Annotated in this window: 11 protein-coding genes; 3 read left to right on the top strand and 8 right to left on the bottom strand. The window is 59.5% G+C overall.

Annotated elements, in window-relative coordinates; translation table 11 throughout:
- Nucleotides 1–3: 3 nt before the first annotated feature.
- Genes M2332_RS16450 through M2332_RS16440 form a run of 3 tightly spaced genes read right to left on the bottom strand, consistent with a single transcriptional unit; the run spans nucleotide 4 to nucleotide 5080 of the window.
- Nucleotides 4–705 carry a hypothetical protein gene (locus tag M2332_RS16450; RefSeq protein ID WP_264575033.1) on the bottom strand — a complete coding sequence of 234 codons (702 nt, stop codon included), beginning with the start codon at nucleotides 703–705 and terminating at the stop codon, nucleotides 4–6.
- 5 nt (nucleotides 706–710) lie between these two features.
- Nucleotides 711–2678, bottom strand: a complete 1968-nt coding sequence (locus tag M2332_RS16445; RefSeq protein WP_264575032.1) for an alkaline phosphatase D family protein — start codon at nucleotides 2676–2678, stop codon at nucleotides 711–713.
- Nucleotides 2679–2701: 23 nt separating this feature from the next.
- Nucleotides 2702–5080 (bottom strand): TonB-dependent receptor, encoded by a 2379-nt coding sequence (locus M2332_RS16440; RefSeq protein WP_264575031.1) that lies wholly within the window; start codon nucleotides 5078–5080, stop codon nucleotides 2702–2704.
- Here M2332_RS16440 and M2332_RS16435 point away from each other — a divergent pair.
- A complete protein-coding gene (locus M2332_RS16435; RefSeq protein ID WP_264575030.1) occupies nucleotides 5079–5273 on the top strand; it encodes a hypothetical protein in 195 nt (64 codons plus the stop codon). The two genes, M2332_RS16440 and M2332_RS16435, sit on opposite strands and share 2 nt — an antisense overlap.
- Before the next feature lie 793 nt (nucleotides 5274–6066).
- On the opposite strand, the gene M2332_RS16430 is transcribed toward M2332_RS16435, so the two are convergent.
- The 4 genes from M2332_RS16430 to M2332_RS16415 all read right to left on the bottom strand — a co-directional run bounded on the left by M2332_RS16430 (nucleotide 6067) and on the right by M2332_RS16415 (nucleotide 11168).
- Nucleotides 6067–6849 carry a hypothetical protein gene (locus tag M2332_RS16430; protein WP_264575029.1) on the bottom strand — a complete coding sequence of 261 codons (783 nt, stop codon included), beginning with the start codon at nucleotides 6847–6849 and terminating at the stop codon, nucleotides 6067–6069.
- Nucleotides 6846–9902: a class I SAM-dependent DNA methyltransferase gene (locus tag M2332_RS16425; protein ID WP_264575028.1), complete on the bottom strand. Its 3057-nt coding sequence runs from the start codon at nucleotides 9900–9902 to the stop codon at nucleotides 6846–6848. Before M2332_RS16425 ends, M2332_RS16430 begins: the two co-directional genes overlap by 4 nt.
- Before the next feature lie 2 nt (nucleotides 9903–9904).
- On the bottom strand, nucleotides 9905–10333 hold the full coding sequence (locus M2332_RS16420; RefSeq protein WP_264575027.1) for a hypothetical protein: 429 nt from the start codon (nucleotides 10331–10333) through the stop codon (nucleotides 9905–9907).
- A gap of 442 nt (nucleotides 10334–10775) precedes the next feature.
- Nucleotides 10776–11168, bottom strand: a complete 393-nt coding sequence (locus M2332_RS16415; protein WP_264575026.1) for a MarR family winged helix-turn-helix transcriptional regulator — start codon at nucleotides 11166–11168, stop codon at nucleotides 10776–10778.
- 217 nt (nucleotides 11169–11385) lie between these two features.
- Between M2332_RS16415 and M2332_RS16685 the strand changes: the two genes are divergently transcribed.
- Entirely contained in the window at nucleotides 11386–11838 is a 453-nt protein-coding gene (locus M2332_RS16685) for a helix-turn-helix domain-containing protein (RefSeq protein ID WP_413715993.1), read from the top strand.
- Nucleotides 11839–11920: 82 nt separating this feature from the next.
- Here the strand turns inward: M2332_RS16685 and M2332_RS16410 are convergent, their stop codons facing one another.
- Complete coding sequence (locus M2332_RS16410; RefSeq protein ID WP_264575025.1) at nucleotides 11921–16618, bottom strand: autotransporter domain-containing protein; 4698 nt, start codon at nucleotides 16616–16618, stop codon at nucleotides 11921–11923.
- Between M2332_RS16410 and M2332_RS16405 the strand changes: the two genes are divergently transcribed.
- Complete coding sequence (locus tag M2332_RS16405; protein ID WP_264575024.1) at nucleotides 16608–16838, top strand: hypothetical protein; 231 nt, start codon at nucleotides 16608–16610, stop codon at nucleotides 16836–16838. The two genes, M2332_RS16410 and M2332_RS16405, sit on opposite strands and share 11 nt — an antisense overlap.
- Nucleotides 16839–17029: the final 191 nt, after the last annotated feature.

Below are 17029 nucleotides of genomic sequence, written 5' to 3'. Positions count from 1 at the left end.
TCCTTATCGAGAAGCGGAGCGCGAAAGCCCTTGGTAAAGCCAGATCCCGAGGGTGAGCGCTCCGGCGAGGAAGGATATGAGCGTCAGCGGCGGCAGACCCCCCGGCCATTTTGCCGGCTCAAACCAGGTCGAGACAGCGGGCAAGGCGGCATGTACGCCTGTTCCGAAGGCTATGAGAGTCAGCGCGCGCACACGAAGGCCGTATGACCAGACACCGGCGCGGCGTGCCCCCAGCTCCAGTCCCGCCATCAGGAGCGCCCCGAGTGTCAATGAAAGACCGGCGATGCCCGTCAGCTTTCCGCTCTCGAACAGCCGTGGATAATAGATCGGATTGAGCAGCGGGAAGCTGAGCAGGCTGTGCGTCAGCGCGAGCGCCCCGGCCCAGATGAGGAAAGGCGTTCCGCTGCGCGCCGGCTGCCGCAAGCGAAATACGGCTGCCACCATCAGTATCAGCGATCCGACCGCCAGTGCCTTGTTGACCGTATAGGCCGGCCAATCCGCCCATGGGACGCCCTTCAGAACATTGTAGCGCAGAGTCGCATAGCCGAGAGCGAATCCGAGCAGCGCAGCGGCGCGCCAATGATCACCGATGGCACTCCAGCGCCATCGGGCCTGCCGGCTATGTCGCGATGTCTCGCGTGGCTGGAAGCTATAGGTCCGGCTGTCGGCCTCTACAAATGGCGACAGGGTCAAAAAGTCTGGCATGAAGATCACTCCTTGATGCCGCCAAGCGCCTTGACCACCGCTGCCGGGACGGGCGTGGGCTGAGACTTGGCCTCCGATGTGGAGACGCTGTGGGCGAAGACGAGATCGCCGGAATAGCCATCGCGAAACTCGAAGATGACCTGCGGCTCAGGATAAGCCTGCCACCGGTCCTTTCCGCTCGCATCCGGAATATTGAAGGCGTTGTTGACGCGGATGGTCGTGTAGACGGGCCAGCCCTTGCCGCGTGACTGCCCGCTGGTGCCGCCACTATCGTTGCGATACTGGTTACTGGCCCAGAGTATGTTCACCAGCCTGTCGCCGGACTGATACCAGCCGGACGGAGGCGACCCGCCCGCATCGCCGATACGGTGATTGCTGCTGGTGTGCGGGCCGCTGGCGATGTCATAGACACCCGGCGCCACCCGGGCGACGAACGATTTGTGAAGGTCGCCGGTGAGAAAAAAGACGGGCTTTCCGAGCGATTCAGCAACCTTGAGCAACTCCGCCCGCTCGGCGAGCTGAGCCGTCCAGCCATCATCCTTGGCCGAACCGCCCGATCCGCGGCCATACCAGGCGCCGTTGTCGTGCGGGACGGCGAGATTGACTGACGAGACGATGAAAACGAAATCAGCGTCGCTCTTTCGTAGTTCGTCCACCAGCCATTGCTTCTGTTTTGCCCCAAGCATGCTCGTGCGGGGATCGGCCAGATTGTCCTTGTTGTGCAGGGTGCGGTTGGAGCGCGTGTCGAGCAGGAAGAAGTCGGCGTTGGAGACGCGGAACTTCGACCAGAGATTGCTACCGATGCTGTAGCGTACCTCCTCCGAGACGGTGAAGCCGGGCTCCACCTCGATGCGATGACGATCGATGACACGGGCGATCTTGTAGACGCCGGTGTTGCCAAAGCCCCAAAGCACGTGGAGGTTCGATGCCTTCGCGAGATCGAGCTTGGTGAAGTCGGCCTGCGGATCGGTGAGGATCGTCTTGCCAGCCTGAATCTTGCCCCTGCCGAAGAAACTCGGCTGTTGGTTGCCGATGTCCGGATTGCTCCAGCCGACATAGTCGCGCCACGCGGCGACGGCGGGATCGCGAAACACCGCGCGCTCGACGTCATTCTGCAAGTCGTCGCGATTGAGGTCGGTCTGCCAGGGCTTGCCCCGCGCGTCGATGCGGAAGCCGGTCTGGCCTGATCCCGTCACGTCATTGAGGATTTCGTGATCGTCGAGCGAGACGAACAGAGGCACTTCGCGATAAAAGTCCGCCAGAGCCTCGGACCCGTCCAGATAGAGCTTGTAGTTGTTCCAGACGCCCGCAATGCCCTTGGCCAGCTCGGCGACGCGGGGCAGTGTGGTCACGCCATTGGCGCTTGCCCATTGCGCCTCGGTCTGCTCGCGCCCCTTCTCGTAGAGCCAGTCGCCATTCTGGATCTGGAAGAAGATCTTGTCCTTCAGCTCCGTCAACATGCGCGTGTAGGTCGGCGGGAGCGGCTGATTGCTCTGGTTATTGCCGGTACCGATCTCGAAGGCGAAATTGAAGACACCCTTGGGATTGACCTGCGGATCGACATAGGATGCGGCCGCCGGCAGAGTCAGGAAGCTGTTGATTTTGCCGCCGACACGCGTGTCAGCCAGCGTCCCGTCCAGCTCCAGCGCATAATAATATTTGGTGCCGGGTTGGAGGCCGGAAAGCTCCACCCAGCCGGTGGCGTCGTGCTCCCAGCTTGTGGTGACCGGCGCTGATCGCTGAGCATTGGCGAGATCAGGCGCGGTCGAATAGACGACCCGGAACGTCGCGGGCTCGCGTGTGCGCGCCCAGACCCGGATCGAACTCGTCCCCACATTGCCAAGCTGCGGCCCGTGGGTCAGCCGATCCAGCTTTTGCAGCGCGGGTTGTGCGGAAGCCTGTGGTGTGAGCGCCAGCAAGGGCAGGAACAGAGCGGTTGTCGCAAGGCTGCGAATGAAAATGGATTTGGTCATGGAAGTTCCCTCCGGAAGATGGCTTAGAAGCGGACGCGGAGTGTGCCGCCGATGGTCCGCGGCGTACCGAGGGCGCCCGTGATCAGCCCCTGGTTCGAGGCGCCAAGGGATTCGAAATACTGCTTGTCGAACACGTTGGTGACCCAGGCCGCTAGGTCGTAGCGCCCGTCCCCGATCCGGACCCCGAAGCGGACATTGCCGACGCCATAGGGCGCAATGCGGGTATAGATTGAATTGCTGCCGCTCGTGTCGTTCGATGAGCGATGATTGTAGTCGAAGCGGGCGTAAAGCTCGTCGTCCGGCGTGAACAGAGCCACCGGCTGCACGAGATCGGCGGATAGATTGTAGATGAAACGCGGCGCGTTCGCGAGTTGAACGCCGCTCAGATCCTGGACCTGGGTGAGGTTGCGGTTTTCAGGCGCGACCTGCGCATTGCGATAATTCTTGTAGACCGCCTCGTTATAGGCAGCCGATGCCGTCAGACGAATCCAGTGGGCAGGCGCGACGGTCAAATCGGCCTCGACCCCGCGCGAGCGAACCCCTGGAATGTTCGAGATGTAGCGGATCGAGGACGTGGTGTTGCCGATCTGCTCGGTGATGCCCGCCTGATAATCCTTGACCTCGGTCCAGTAGAGCGCCGTGTTCAGCGTCACCTTGCGATCAAGGAATTGGCTCTTGAGGCCCGCTTCCCAGGCGTCGACCTTCTCTGGCTTGACGACCGGAGACACGCCGGCCGGGAGATCGCCCAGACTGAGCCCTCCAGACTTGCTACCGCGAGAATAAGTCGCATAGGCAAGCACATCGGGCGCCACCTTGTAGGACAGCGTGATCTGCCCGGTAAGCGCGTCGTCCTTGAGACCTGTCGTGTAGCGTCGCTCCGGATAGATGGCGTTGCGCAGTGCCAGCGCGGCCGCGCGATCCGCCGCGCTCAGCACCGAGAGGTCGTTGCCGGCCGCCGTATACTGGTTGAACAGACCAGTCTTGTCCTCATGCGTGAAGCGCAGGCCAGCCGTGACGCTCAACGCATCGGAGACATGCCAGGTGAGCTGGCCGAACGCGGCATAGCTCTTGGTGATGGGCTCGATCACCGAATAGGACAGGAAGCCGTTCAGCGCATAATTGGCGAGCGTCTGGTTGGCGTTCGGATTGTTCCAGGAGGCAGACGCCGGCCCCTGCTGGTAATGGCCCAGGGCATTCACATTCTGCCAGAAATAATAGAGGCCCGCGACATAGTCGATCTTGCGCTCGCCATTGGAGGCCAGGCGGACCTCCTGGCTGAACTGGCGCTGGTGGTTGTCGGTGCCGCTGCGCAGCGTAACGGCAAGCGGCGTGCTGTCCGAATCATTGTCAGGCAGCCAGTCCCATCCCCGCCAAGCGGTAACCGAGGTCAGCGTGACCGGGCCGAGATCCCAGTCGATCTTGCCCGAGACGCCATAGCCCTCCGAATTGGCCTGGATCGGGCCGTTGGCATCGACGATGCGGGCGAAGGGATCGTTGATGTCGAAGCGCGGTGTGTATCCGCCCCGCCGTGCGCGATCGAGCCAGTTGTTCGTCAACGTCGCCCCGTTGGCGAACGTGGTGAACAGCCCAACGACGCTGGCAATACGCGAATAGGAAACCTGCTTGGAATAATCGCCGATAATGCGGATGTTGATGTCCGGCGTCGGGGTGAGCAGCAATTGCCCGCGCACCGAGAAATTGTCGTAATCGTTGACCCGGCGGCCGTCATACAGATTGTAGAGCCCGCCATCGCGATGCGTGTCAGACACGGTGATGCGATAGGCGGCGAAATCTTCGACGAGTGGTCCGGTGAGCGATCCGCGGACCTGATGATAATTGTCCTCACCGCGCGTAACCTCGGCGGTAAAGCCATTTTCGAACGAAGGGCCGCGCGTTGTGATGTTGATCGCGCCGGCGGTGGTGTTCTTGCCGAAAAGCGTGCCCTGCGGACCCCGCAGCACCTCGACACGGTCCAGATCGATAAAGTCGAACTGCGAGGCGCCGATGCGGCCATAATAGACATCGTCGACGTAGAAGCCGACGCCGATCTCCAGGCCGTCATTCTGATCCGAGTTGGACCCAAGGCCGCGGATATTGGCGAAGGTATTGCGCGCATTGTTGTTGCGGATCACCAGCGTCGGCGTCAGCTGGGCGATCTGGGTGATGTTGATGGCACCGGTGCGCTCCAGCGTCTCGCCCGAGACGGCGGTCAGGGCAATCGGCACGTCCTGCGCCCGCTCCTCGCGGCGCCGCGCTGTGACGACGATCTGGGTATCGTCGATCGCTTCGGCGCCCGCATCAGGGGTAGGCGCCCCAGCCTGAGCCTGGACTGGGGCGGCGATGGCCAGCAGGCTCGAGCCCGCTGCGAGAAACAGGACATAGCGATTGAAAGAACGGAACATGGACGAATATCTCCCTGTGCCCGCCCCGGTCAGGAAGGCGCACGACCTCGGCCGCCTTGAGCAGAGGCTCGAGGCAGGGCCGTGCAATCACCCTCCCGACACGAAGTCAGGTGATCATGCTTTTGATTTGGCCAAAGCGATCTGTTCCGCGCCCTTTGCAGGCGTCGCGGCGCAGTCGATTGGCGTGATGTGAATGTCGGTTGTCGATCAGTCCGGTGGCCCGGCCCTGACGATCGCTATCAATCTGGCGTGCTAGTCATGCTTGTTCCCTTTCAAGAGGGGGAACACGAAACCTGGCGCTGTCGCCTCGATCATCGCGCGCTTTAGCATTTGGTGACGCGGCGCAAGCTGCTTCCCGTCAAAAGCCGCGGGACAGGCCCCTTGAACAGTACGGATATCCTGCCCCCTAGATCCGTACGGGATAATCACAACCTATTCGGTAGAGTATTAGAGCGTCAATCCAAGTTTCTCTTTCATCGCCACAAGGCGGGTTATGGGCTGACCGTGACAAGCCCCACCCAATTACGGCTGCGAGGAGGAGGTGTTAGGATGCTAATGGCATCAGACGATTGCATAATAAGCTGTTGATATTTAACATAATTACTATTATCGAACTTTTCTGAAGGACGTTCCGCGCATCATCAAAATGTGGCGGATCGGCTCGCTCCCGGTGAGCGCGATGGCGTCACCCGACCAGAAGCAGCCCTTGAGATGGCCTGCAGCAACGACCGCTAAGGCCGCGCTAGGATGCTGAACGAAAGGCAGCTTTTAAGGAGCCATTTGAAGCGGTGGAATGTCGGATATTGAGCGGTTCCCGACCAGAGCCAGTCCTCCGCCAGCTGGGTTCTAAACGGCTGCTTCTGACACAACTTGCCATTCGCCCAGCGTGACGCCACCTGGCAGCAACGCGTCCTAGTGCCGGTTATTCGGATCGGCGTCGTTGATCTCCGGAAGCCGCCGTCCGTTCATTTGGAACCCGATAGCAACTAGGGCAGCTCCGCTACCGGCTCGAACAACATTTCGAAGTGAAGGATCGCGACCGGGTCGAGCTGCACGTCGGAGCGATCATGCGTCGAGCAGAGCACCGGCCCTCCTCCTATGGGTAGCGTGATCGGGTGTGAAGCGAGCGGAGCTGGTACGAAGCCAGCGATGGCCGCTTGGATATCGCCGGCATGCGAGCGCGCCTCGCCGTTGATCGAGTAGCCGAGCATGCACGCGACCGCCTGATGCGTGTAGACCGAATCTGCGGTAAGAAAGCATCCGATTCCCTCTTCTGCCAAGTAGCGGCTGCTTATGTCGGTTGCGGCCAGCAACGGTTTGGCCTCGATCGCCAGTTCGGGCGGTGCTTCGCCTATCTGCGCATAAATGAAGAAATCGACTTTGCGCGAGTAACGCCCCGTCCGCGTCTCGCATTCCACGAGATGTTCGGTCTCGAAGGCAGCCTCCTGCAGCCGCAGAAAATGGCCGCTCGGCAAAGCCGCCCGCAGACGGCGCGCTATGTGACCAAGCTCAGCAGTGAGCGCATCTTCGATCGGCACGCGCTCGGGCATCGCACCGCGCCTGCGGGCCTTCGGCTTCGAAAGCGCGCCCCGCTTCTGCCTGAACGCCGCCCAGGCCTCGGTATCGCGAAGCTCGGTCGCCGCCTGATCGAGGATCGCGACCACCTCACCGACGAACCGCGCCCAAAGCTCGGCCTTCACCAGCGAAAAGCCTTGGCCGACGAGCAGGTCATGCAGGCTAACCGGCTCTGGAACCCTGATCCCCTTCACGCGCGACCCGCCGTGAACGCGCTCATGATCAACTGGCTGTCGTTGAACGCGCTTTCTATCGTCCAGCGGAAATATTCGAGCGGCTTGATCACAGTCACGCTCTCCGTGTCATTCTCGTAGGACAGCGCCAGACCGTCGCAGAAGCTGTTGGCGGAGGAGGCGACGTATCGATCAAGCGCCGCGCGACACGATCGGACAAGATCATCGACGTCCTGCGCACCACCTTGTGCCGGGCGAAACCGCGTGGCGACCGCCGCGACGCCGAGATGTTCGTGCGAGAGCGCCTTGACCTGAAACGCCTGCTCCCTCCCGATCAAGCCATCAAGCGTCCGATGGACGACATCGACATAGGATTGCAGCGAACCGCCATCGGGAAGCGAGAGCGCCTGCTTGGGCACTTCACCGTCGCGAAACCCGATGCGGAAGCCCAGGAACTCGTCGATGGCGCGGCGAAGATCGCCATCGATGCCCAATATCTCCAGCAGATAATCGGTCAGATCTTCGGGATCGGCCGCGAGAATGCCGTCGATCCTGGGATCGTCCAGACCAACGATCGGGATGCTCAACGCCTTCAGGTCTTCCGGCTCGATGTTGCGCCGGTCCATCAGCCAGCGGCGTCCGGTCGTGGCGACCAGATAAAGTCCTACCTTCGAGCGGAGAAACCGCCCGACCGCCTGCAACAGCGCGAGTTCGCGCGCCGACACGAGATCCGCCGGCTTGTTGAAGAACATGGCGGTCGTACTCGAGGTGTAACCGCAGGGCCTCGTAACCAACCGGATGCTCTTCAGATTGCGCGGGATGAGCAGCACATTCCCACCAAAACGATTGCGGTAGGACGGTCGTACGTTCTCCCACTGATCGGACGGCAACCAGATGTCCGTGGCCGTCTCTGTCTCAGTATCGCCGAACAGCGGCGACGTGCCGTCAGCTTCCTCGCCGTCGGAACCCGGCGCATCCATCAGATAACGGCGATCGACCCCGGTTTCCCCTGGATTGCCTCCGCGGCTGATCCCCGCGCCGACCGCCGCGCACAAGGACTGCAGCGTCCCGATGCGCCCCGTCACCGAGCCGTCGCTCAGAAACCGGCGAATGTGACGATCGACCGGTCGCAGCAGAAACGCATCGAACCAGCCGCGTGGGTCGCGCGCGACAATGTCATGCCGCACGGTCTGAATGTCAGCGCGGTCGAGCATGACGGTCCACGGCCATTCCTTGCGCGCGAGCGGTTGTCCGACCGACAATGGCGAATAGATCCAGCTCTGATCGCGTGTGACGGGAGGGCGGGGGCGCACGAATGCAGCGACCACCGCCTGCCGAGCACTCGCGAACAGCCGGTACCGAAGATGCGCGAAATTGGCGGCGCCGACGATGGTGTAGCGACGACCCAACGAAAGACGGAACGTTTCCGACGTCGGATTGATGAACGACTTGGCCGGCAACAGGAGCGCCAACAAGCCGTCGGGTGCAAGATGACGAGCCAGCGCCTTCCAAACGAACAGTTCCGCAGCCTGATCGTTGCCGATCGGCGCCTCGCGACGATGCTGCTCGTACCAGGCGAGCGCGTGATCGGATTCAAGCTTGCTGAGAGCTTGCCAGGGCGGATTGCCGACCACGCAGTCGACGGCGTCGGGCAAGGTCGCAAAGGGCGCCGACACGTCGAAAAAATCGCGATTGTGGATGTTGCTGTCGATCAGCGGCGGGAACAGTTTTTCCGGTTCTTCGCCGGCCGCGACGCGCGTCAGATCGCGTGGACTGACATAGTCCAGCAAGGTCAAATAGAGGCTGAACGCTGCGACGTGGCAGGCGTCACGGTTACGCTCGATTCCGAAGATGTTCCGGGTCAGAATGCCGCGCAACTCGTCGAGCTCCAGCGGTTCGTCTGTTCTGGACCAACGCGCGCGCTCGACCATCCGGCGATAGGCCCCGACCAGGAAAACGCCGGATCCCGCCGCCGGGTCGAGGACGCTCACGCCATCCGCCAGAACCTTCTCTTCCTCGAGGCGGTCGAGCATGAAATCGACGAGAAAGGGCGGCGTGTAGAAGGCCCCCGAGCGGCGCCGTTCGCCAGCGCGCAGATTTTCGAGAAACTGCTCGTAGACGGACGATAGCGTCTCGGTTCGCAGTGTCCCGAGATGGAAGTCGAGAAAGCTGAGCTGCTCGCCACCGGACGGCAGTGGCTCGGAGCCGTGCTTCATCACCCGGCGCACGAGATTGATATGATCGCCATCGATCGTCTCGCGCTCGTCATCCTCCAGCGGGAAAATGCTCCCGTTGAAAATGGAATCGAGATCCGCGAACAACGCCCAGGTCGCTTGGGGCGACCAGTCACCAAACTTGTCGTCCAGCGCGATAGCATGGCCGCGCGATGCCATCCAATCCTGATCGATGATCTTTCGATCGACGAGAAAGTAGACGTAAAGGAACCGGCCGATCAGGCCGTTTGCGGCTGCAGGCGATAGTTTTTTGATTTCCTTATTGCCGTCGATAAGGACTTTGCTCAGCCCCTCGAGGCTGCCGAGAAGGCGACGATCGACCCGCCCGTCGACGTCGATAGAATGATCCCGCCAGAACAGCGCTGTCCGCAGCCGGATGCCTCGCAGGTCCCAGAGTTCGGCCGCCGGTCCGGTCAGGCGCCCAGGATCGAGCGGCGAAGCCGGGAGCTCTTCTATAACGGACCAGGGAAAGCGGTGAACGAGACCGTTCCAGTCCCGCTGGGAATAACTGAAGCCAGGGCAGACGATCACCTCGTCCGGTGTGGCCACGAGAAGGAACGGGACCAGTCCCTGGCTCCATACCTTGCGATGCACCTCCTGCGCTTCGACCGTACCGTCAGCCAGCGCGACATAGACGAGAGGTGTCGACGAGAGCTCGCCATTCGGTCCGGGACGCAGCAGGCAGAACGCGCCATGTATAGGCGTTTCAGCGGATGCCTGTTCGAGAGCGAAGCGATGGTTCGCTAGACGATGAAAGTCACACGAAGCGATCCAGCCAGTTTCCTGGGTATAGCCCAGCCGTTCGATGAGCGTCGCCGCGGCCGCTCTCGTCGAGAGCATGATCATCGCAAGCCAACAGCTGGAAACAGAGGCAACTGAGCGACGGGCTCGGCGATGCCGAAGCCGCGCATGATCGTATCGAGATGCGGTCGCAGACCGACGATGACGAGCGGCTCATCGGACGAGAGCGGGATATCGCCCAACGCGCGCAACATCGGGGAAGCATTGCCAGCAATCACCAAGGCGACGTCCCAAAGAGCATGGAAAGGCAGCCTGGCCAGCTGCTCGCGTAGCACCGCAAATGGGTCGCGATAGGCTTCGAGCTCGACATGGATTTCGGTTTTCAGCGCGCCGGCGATGCGCAACAAAAGCAGCGTTTGCCATGAAAAGCGCGCTTGGGTCCCTTTCCCGCAGGCCGGAACGTCGGGCGCGATAAGGCCGCGTCGCCCGCTCCATTCTCGAAGCTGATCAGCGGATAGCCCCGTGATCATCTGGGCTTCCCGAGCTCCAACTAGACGCACAAATTTTCCCCAAACGCAAAGTGGCATCCATCTTCGCCCACCGAATGGGTATCATACCCATTCTCTGCGGTAAAGCTGGCATTCCCGGAACGTGTCAGTCGGAAACTGACCCAGACTCTGCCACTCAATCAACGGTCGAGAGGCCGCTCGCCGGATGGCAGCTTTCCACGACTTGCGTCCAAAAGCAGCCTGACCGCTTCCGGCCCAGCTTCTGACAAGAGCCGCCGTTCAACACGCCGCAGGCGAACGGCAGCTAAGTCCCAGTTCGCGCCAGTCAGCTCACATTAGCGAATGGCCGCTTTCGAGCGCCTCGTTCGGCGACGTCAACTACGAGATTGGACTCATCTGACCTTGCACCCGGGTGCAAAACCTTCTCATTGTGTCATAAGATGATCTAAGGCCTGCACAACGTTCACTCATCTGTTTCAGACTTTTGGAAGTGTTTCGCAGTGTAGGCAACCGCCTTTGGTAAATTAGCGGCAAATCTGGTCAGCAGTTCACGAAACTTGTCGCGCTCCGCGTTACTGAACCCGTCGAGGAGTATTTCTTCACGCGATCTCGCCATTCGGACAATTTGACGGTGAATCGGGAGACTTTTGGGCGTCGGCTTAGCAAACCTGCCGTTGCGGTTGGTCTCGATGTCGATCAGGCCATCCTTTTGAAGCTTCTTCAGAGCCTGGCTGAGTGTGGCCTTATTCATACTCAAAATATCGCAGACCTCCCACGCTTGCAACTCGCCGAACTCGTACAGAATCGACAGCACCCGCATCTCGTTGACCCCGATTCCGAGCACTTCCAGATACATACGCGAAGTGTGTCAAGCGTAGCCATTATTCGCGACCGTAAGCAGGTGCGGCACGAACTCGTCCTTACGAAGGAAGGGCTCGCCATCATACTCAGATCAGCGAGGGCGGTGCATCCATTGGCCGGGATTACGGCACGACGCTCTCGGACAATTATGCAAGCCCGTTCGTCTATCCCGGTGAGATCAAGGAAGTGGTAATCAACCTCGAGCCGCCGTCCTGAAAGTTCAAGAGGCGCGAAAGGAGCTGGGCCGCAAGCTGCTTTCGGATCCATCTGCCGACGTGCCTGAGGTCGCTTGCATCCTTGGGTTTCAGGACACGACCTCATTCTACCGGGCGTTCCGCGGTTGGGAAGGTGTCACCCCACAGGTCTGGCGGAGCCGCAACGGCGGGGTGAGGGGGGCTGAGGCACCCGCGCCGTCCGAGAGAAGTCGCGCATTCCGCTATCCTGTCAATGCAATTGCCCACGCCAATGTTGGAGGTCCCGGCTGTTCGAGGAAGAGATTTGGCAGGCCTTATTTTCAACGGCAGCTTTCGAGAAGCGACGGCCATCCGTTGAATGTCCGAAATTGGGGCGGGAGCCGGCATAGCCGGCGGTCTTCGTCGATCACAACTGGCACGCCACTTCCGGCGGCTATACGCCAAAGCATTCCAATCGCGATGTGTGCATAGCGCGATGGCCGCCATCAGCAACCTGTCGAGGCAGGTTCGTTTCGCTACTAGTGCTCCCGCCTCTACCTTGTGAAGACTCCGGTTAAAATGTCCAGTTCAATGACACGCGAGCGCCATGATCTTCACCCCTCGCCCCCAAGCGCCCGTTGTAGCCGGCCCAGAGCTGAATACGATCAGCCGGTCGCCAAACAATAGCCGCCTCCATAACGCCCGTGTTTCGCGATAGTGAAGAACCCTCGACCTGCATCTGCTGCCCGCTAGCAAATCGAACAACACGGTCCGAGGTCAGGTTATTGAAACCATGATCCCATCCCCCCCGCGCCCGGAGCGCCCAACGATGGTCAACAAATGGCGTTTCGAAACCCACCCCAAGCGTTGAATAGACGACAGTCCGGCTGTCTTTGCCTGCCGCGAGAGCCGCTCCCCCTCCCTGTTCTTGGAAGCTGCCGATCCGTTCTCGCGACACGACCAAGGAGCCAAAGGGTTCAATCTTCCCGCCACCGACAGGGATCGCGTAGCCTACGCGCCCAAAGCCTTGGATAACATCGCCGGTGTATTGACCCGTCAGAGTGTCTTGGAAGTTTCGAATTCCCACTGAGCGGCGGGTATCAATTTCGCTCCAACTGTAGCTTGCACCAGCAAGTATCCGGAGAGGGCCCCTACCACCTTGCAAATACACGATAGCGTGTCCGCCATCAACGCCAACATGGCTGGCGCGACCCGCAATGTCGCCACTGCTGTGGGTGTAGCCACCACCAATGCCCACCCGCACGGAATCCGCGATCGGGCGGTCTAATCCTATCAATAGACCGGTGGACGTATACGCGAGCTTACCGGCATTCACATCGCTGTCGTTGTTAACCCGGCTTCCCAGAGCTTGTACCCACAAGCCGGATGGGAGATTTGGATCCACACGGCTGTAAATCGCCTCCCGAGGCCGACTGGCTTCCTGGACAATCAGGGTTCTGGCTGTAGCGTGCAGTTCACCTGAGAGCTGATCAAATGCTTGGCGCGCTTCATCCACGCTGCCGGGTAGAATTGCGCCATAGATCGGATTATCGGCCGCGAACTGGTCGACCGCCATCGCTGCAGCACGCTGATTGTCCGTTCTGGCCACAGATGCAAAGGTAATGTCATTGCGAGCGACCCGAAGCTTAACCGCCTTCGCCTCGTAGTTGAGGCTCGGGGTCAGAAACGCCAGATTCGAGGTCGCGCCTGAGAAGGTGCCAGTAACGCCGACGTCTGAGGTAAGGATTATATGGTCAGTCAGTAACTTATAATCGCCTGGTGCAGCCAGCACCTTCACGGTTCCGCCTTGAATGGTCACCGCCCCGGTGGCAGCGATCAAATCGCCCCGCCCCGCGGCGTCGATTTCCATTTCGTAAGTGGAGCCAGCCTCGAAGAGCGCCGTGCCATTCACATGGATCACACCGATCGAATTTCCCGGCGCCGCCGTGGCGCGATTGCGAACGATGAAACTACCGACGGTGCCGTTTCCGCCGAGCAAACCGCCATCATTGACGACTACCTGACCCGCTAGAACACCATTCACTGCAAGCTTACCGGCGTTGACAAACGTAGTGCCCGCGAAACTGCTTGTGCCGGTCATGTTGAGAGTTGCGCTGCCGATTTTTGTGAAGCTCGCATTGCCCTCAAGGTTGCCACCGAACGTGCCGTCGATGGACTGGTTGATTACGAGATTACCGGAACCCATCCTCAATGTGCCGCTGGCACCCTGAAGACCTGCGATGGTCTGATCACGGCTATTCAGGTCCAAAACGCCTCTATCGAGGATCACCGTACTGGTCGGGTTGAGGCTCGAATCCAGGCGTACCAATCCGTCCTCGATTATGGTTGAACCCGTGTAGCTGTTCGCGCCGGAAAGTATCAGCAGACCCTTGCCCCGCTTCACGAGCGAGCCAGTGCCGGACAGGGCACCAGTATAGTCATAATCATCCGAACGAGCGAAGATGAGTGTTCCATCATTCTTTGTCGATGCGAGCAACTCGCCTGAGGTTCCATTATCGCCGACCTGCAGCGCACCATTGGGCTGAATATCGACTGTGCCGGCCAATGCTCCGGTAAGCACAATCTTGCCCTGCGAGATTGTCGTGTTGCCGGCGTAACTGCCACTGTCACCGGTAAGGATCAGGTCCGCTGCACCCCGCTTGATGAGATCGCCAGACCCGGAGACTGATCCAGCAAATGTTCCACCGACATTTTGTTCAAATATCGTCGTAGCCATGTTGGCGAGGTCACCCCGAATGGAGCTGGCATTGCCCTGAAGAATGCCGGCTTCCACACGCGTGCCGCCGGTATAGCTGTTAGCGCCGGTCAGGATAAGCGTTCCCAGGTCAGTCTTCACAAGTTGAGCGTCGCCAGTGAGGGACGCGCCAACCGTCGCGACATAATCTCGCCCTGCAGCCGTGTTGTCACCCACCCGGATATTAGAGATCGGCCCGGCAAGAACAATGGAATTGCCAGTAATCGTGTAGCCGTTGCTTGCAAACTGCATCCCGGTCACAGACAGCGCCCCAGCACTTGCATCAGCCTGAACCGCTCCCCCCGAGCCGGCGAAAACTGCGAATGCGGGCACCGGTGTCAGAGGACCATTAACTGTACCATCCACATTGGCCCAGTTGTTGGCGGTCGCAGTCCAAAGACCTGACCCACCGTCAATTTTTCCGTTATTGTGCCGCGCGATATCCCCGCCGTCCCAAAATGTAAGAGGTGTCGACGGTGTGCCAGGATCGCCGCCGCCTGTTCCCACGATCAGATTGACCTGACCGGCAATCGAGGTTTGAACGGAGAGAACGTCGGCAGACGCGTCGACCGTCTGAGGGTCAATGGAAAGGCCGCCGCCACTCAATGTGCCCATGTAACTGACGAGACGATACAGTCCGGTTCCAAAGCCGCCGGCATCAATCACGCTGAGCGTGCCATTGAGAGTCAAAGGACCAGTGATGTTAAATAACTCGGTTGCACTCGGGGCTGCCAGCGAGACATTGAGCCGGGCATCGCTGTCCATGGCAAGCGAGGCGAGGTGCAATGTCCCTTGATGAGCCCCGACAAGGGTACCACCAGCAGCGATTGTTACGTCACCCACATAGCCATTTCCTTGCAAGGTGGCGCCGGAAAGCACTTCGATAGAATTACCTAGGAAGCCGCTCACGTTCAGGGCACCTGAGGTCACCTTGGTAGAACCGGCGAAGCCACGGCTGTCCCCGACAATGTCGAGCGTGTCGTTACCCTCTTTTTCGAATGTTCCACTGCCGGAAAGTACACCCTCCAATCTGCCGATGGCGGAAGCGGTCACTTTGAGCGTCGCGCCACTGTCGATCGCCAACGCCATTTGGCGAACAACATCGCTGTCCGCGGCGAGTGTCCCTGCTCCTACCCTCCACGTCGACATGCCAGCGGTTCCGCCGCCCCCATCGGTCAAGACGAGGGTACCCGAACCCGTTTTCTCGAACTTATCGAAATTGCGATATTGGGCGGTACCGCCAATCTGGCCGACGTCGAAGCTGCGGTTGCCAGTGGCCAGAATCTGAAGAGTATCGACACCCGAACCGCCATCGACTGCACCGACGATGTTTGAGTTCTCCTCTAGTATGAGCCGGTCATTGCCGCTTCCGAAGCTAATTGCAGTGTCGAGGCTCGATGAGGCGGCGATGGTACCGCTGTTGCGGACTAACGAGGCGTTTTCGCCCAAACGGATGGTGACACCTGAAGCAGTGGTGATAGTGCCGCTGTTAATGAGTTTATTCGAACTGGAATCAAGAAGAACGGCGCCTTCCTGGCCGACGATATAACCGCTATTGATTATGGCGGAAACGCCGCCCGCCCCCTGCACGGTCAAGGCGAAGCGGCCATTTATCTCACCAGCGTTCTCAACGCTGATCAACCCCGCGCTGGTTTTAGCATATACTGCGGCGCTTTCAGCCTGATTTCCGTCTGTATTCAAGGCCGTGATCTTGCCGGTCTCAGTATTGGTAATTCTGATATCGCCCGAAAGATCGGCTTGCGCTCGCAATCCCCAAAAGCCGTCCCGGTAATCCGACAGACTTTGGTCGTCCACGGCTTCGATCGTCCCGCTGTTGCTAATGTCGATGTTTCCCACTTGGGTACTTGACCAGACGCCGAAACCATCGCTTGTAGTAATGCTGCCGCTATTGAGGATGGAAGACGCGCCCTCGAGCGCCCCGGCAAAAATGCCGTGTCCCTTGGCTTCGATTTTTCCTTGATTATCGACTGAGGCAGTCCCGACGCCCGCGTATGCCGTTATGCCGTAGAGGGCTGAGATCTTATATATGTCAAGCTCAGGCTCCAAATTGACATTCGTAATCACTACCGAGGACGGGTCGGTCCCACCGCTATTAGCACCTGCATCCACAAAAATCCCATGCCCGTTCGCAGCTTGTATAAAGCCAGAATGGGCAACCGTCACCGCACCCTGCTGCGTTATCGCCTTAATCCCGTCTCCGGAATGTGCGGTTAGCGAAGCTGCGCTGTCGATCGCGATGTTGCCGCTGACGGCGTTAGCCACCAGGACCACTTCCTCGCCACCCGACTCACCGATAAAGAGGCCGTCCATCCTCAAAGTAACGTTCCGGTGGGCTCGGCTACTTTGCATTTTTACCGACGGTCCAGTCAGGTTTTGGAAGCCGCCATTAATGAGCGTGAGGCTCTGGTCGAATGGCCCGTCGGCATCTGTAACAGATGGCCCCAGTCCGAAATCTATTCCGCCATCCGCGCCGGAAGATCCCGATATGACGGTCAAGCCGGAAGCCCCAGCCCCGCCCTCAGCGACGACATTCGGATCGCAGCTTATCAGCACTGCCGATCCTGTCACGGAACAGGTCGCATATGCGGGCACACTAGTGAGTACGGCTGTTGCCGCGCCGCTCAGCAACGCCACCTTAATGGACCCAAAAGAATTTTTCCGCATAACCCACCCTGATTTAACAAATAAAGATCATATTATTAAAAACGACATCTGAGTTATGTCAACTCAATCATGATTTGTTCTCAATATTACTGATATTATTATTTAGATTTATCTAACTATAATTTAACCCAAGATAGCTTCACCATAGGAAAACAGTACAGTTATTTATAATCGCATTTTTATGCAGATGGCTTAGAAAATGACCATATGTTTTACATGTCGTATTCCGGCTGATTCTCGAAA

This window comes from Sphingobium sp. B11D3A (genome assembly GCF_025961695.1).
Classification (GTDB): Bacteria; Pseudomonadota; Alphaproteobacteria; order Sphingomonadales; family Sphingomonadaceae; genus Sphingobium.
This window is presented reverse-complemented; position numbering and strand designations above follow the sequence as displayed.

Bases quoted from the DNA above. Each gene is read 5' to 3' on its own strand.
- M2332_RS16450 (WP_264575033.1), bottom strand. From the start codon at position 705: ATGCCAGACTTTTTGACCCTGTCGCCATTTGTAGAGGCCGACAGCCGG.
- M2332_RS16445 (WP_264575032.1), bottom strand. From the start codon at position 2,678: ATGACCAAATCCATTTTCATTCGCAGCCTTGCGACAACCGCTCTGTTC.
- M2332_RS16435 (WP_264575030.1), top strand. From the start codon at position 5,079: ATGGACGAATATCTCCCTGTGCCCGCCCCGGTCAGGAAGGCGCACGAC.
- M2332_RS16440 (WP_264575031.1), bottom strand. From the start codon at position 5,080: ATGTTCCGTTCTTTCAATCGCTATGTCCTGTTTCTCGCAGCGGGCTCG.
- M2332_RS16425 (WP_264575028.1), bottom strand. From the start codon at position 9,902: ATGCTCTCGACGAGAGCGGCCGCGGCGACGCTCATCGAACGGCTGGGC.
- M2332_RS16420 (WP_264575027.1), bottom strand. From the start codon at position 10,333: ATGATCACGGGGCTATCCGCTGATCAGCTTCGAGAATGGAGCGGGCGA.
- M2332_RS16415 (WP_264575026.1), bottom strand. From the start codon at position 11,168: ATGTATCTGGAAGTGCTCGGAATCGGGGTCAACGAGATGCGGGTGCTG.
- M2332_RS16405 (WP_264575024.1), top strand. From the start codon at position 16,608: ATGACGGTCAAGCCGGAAGCCCCAGCCCCGCCCTCAGCGACGACATTC.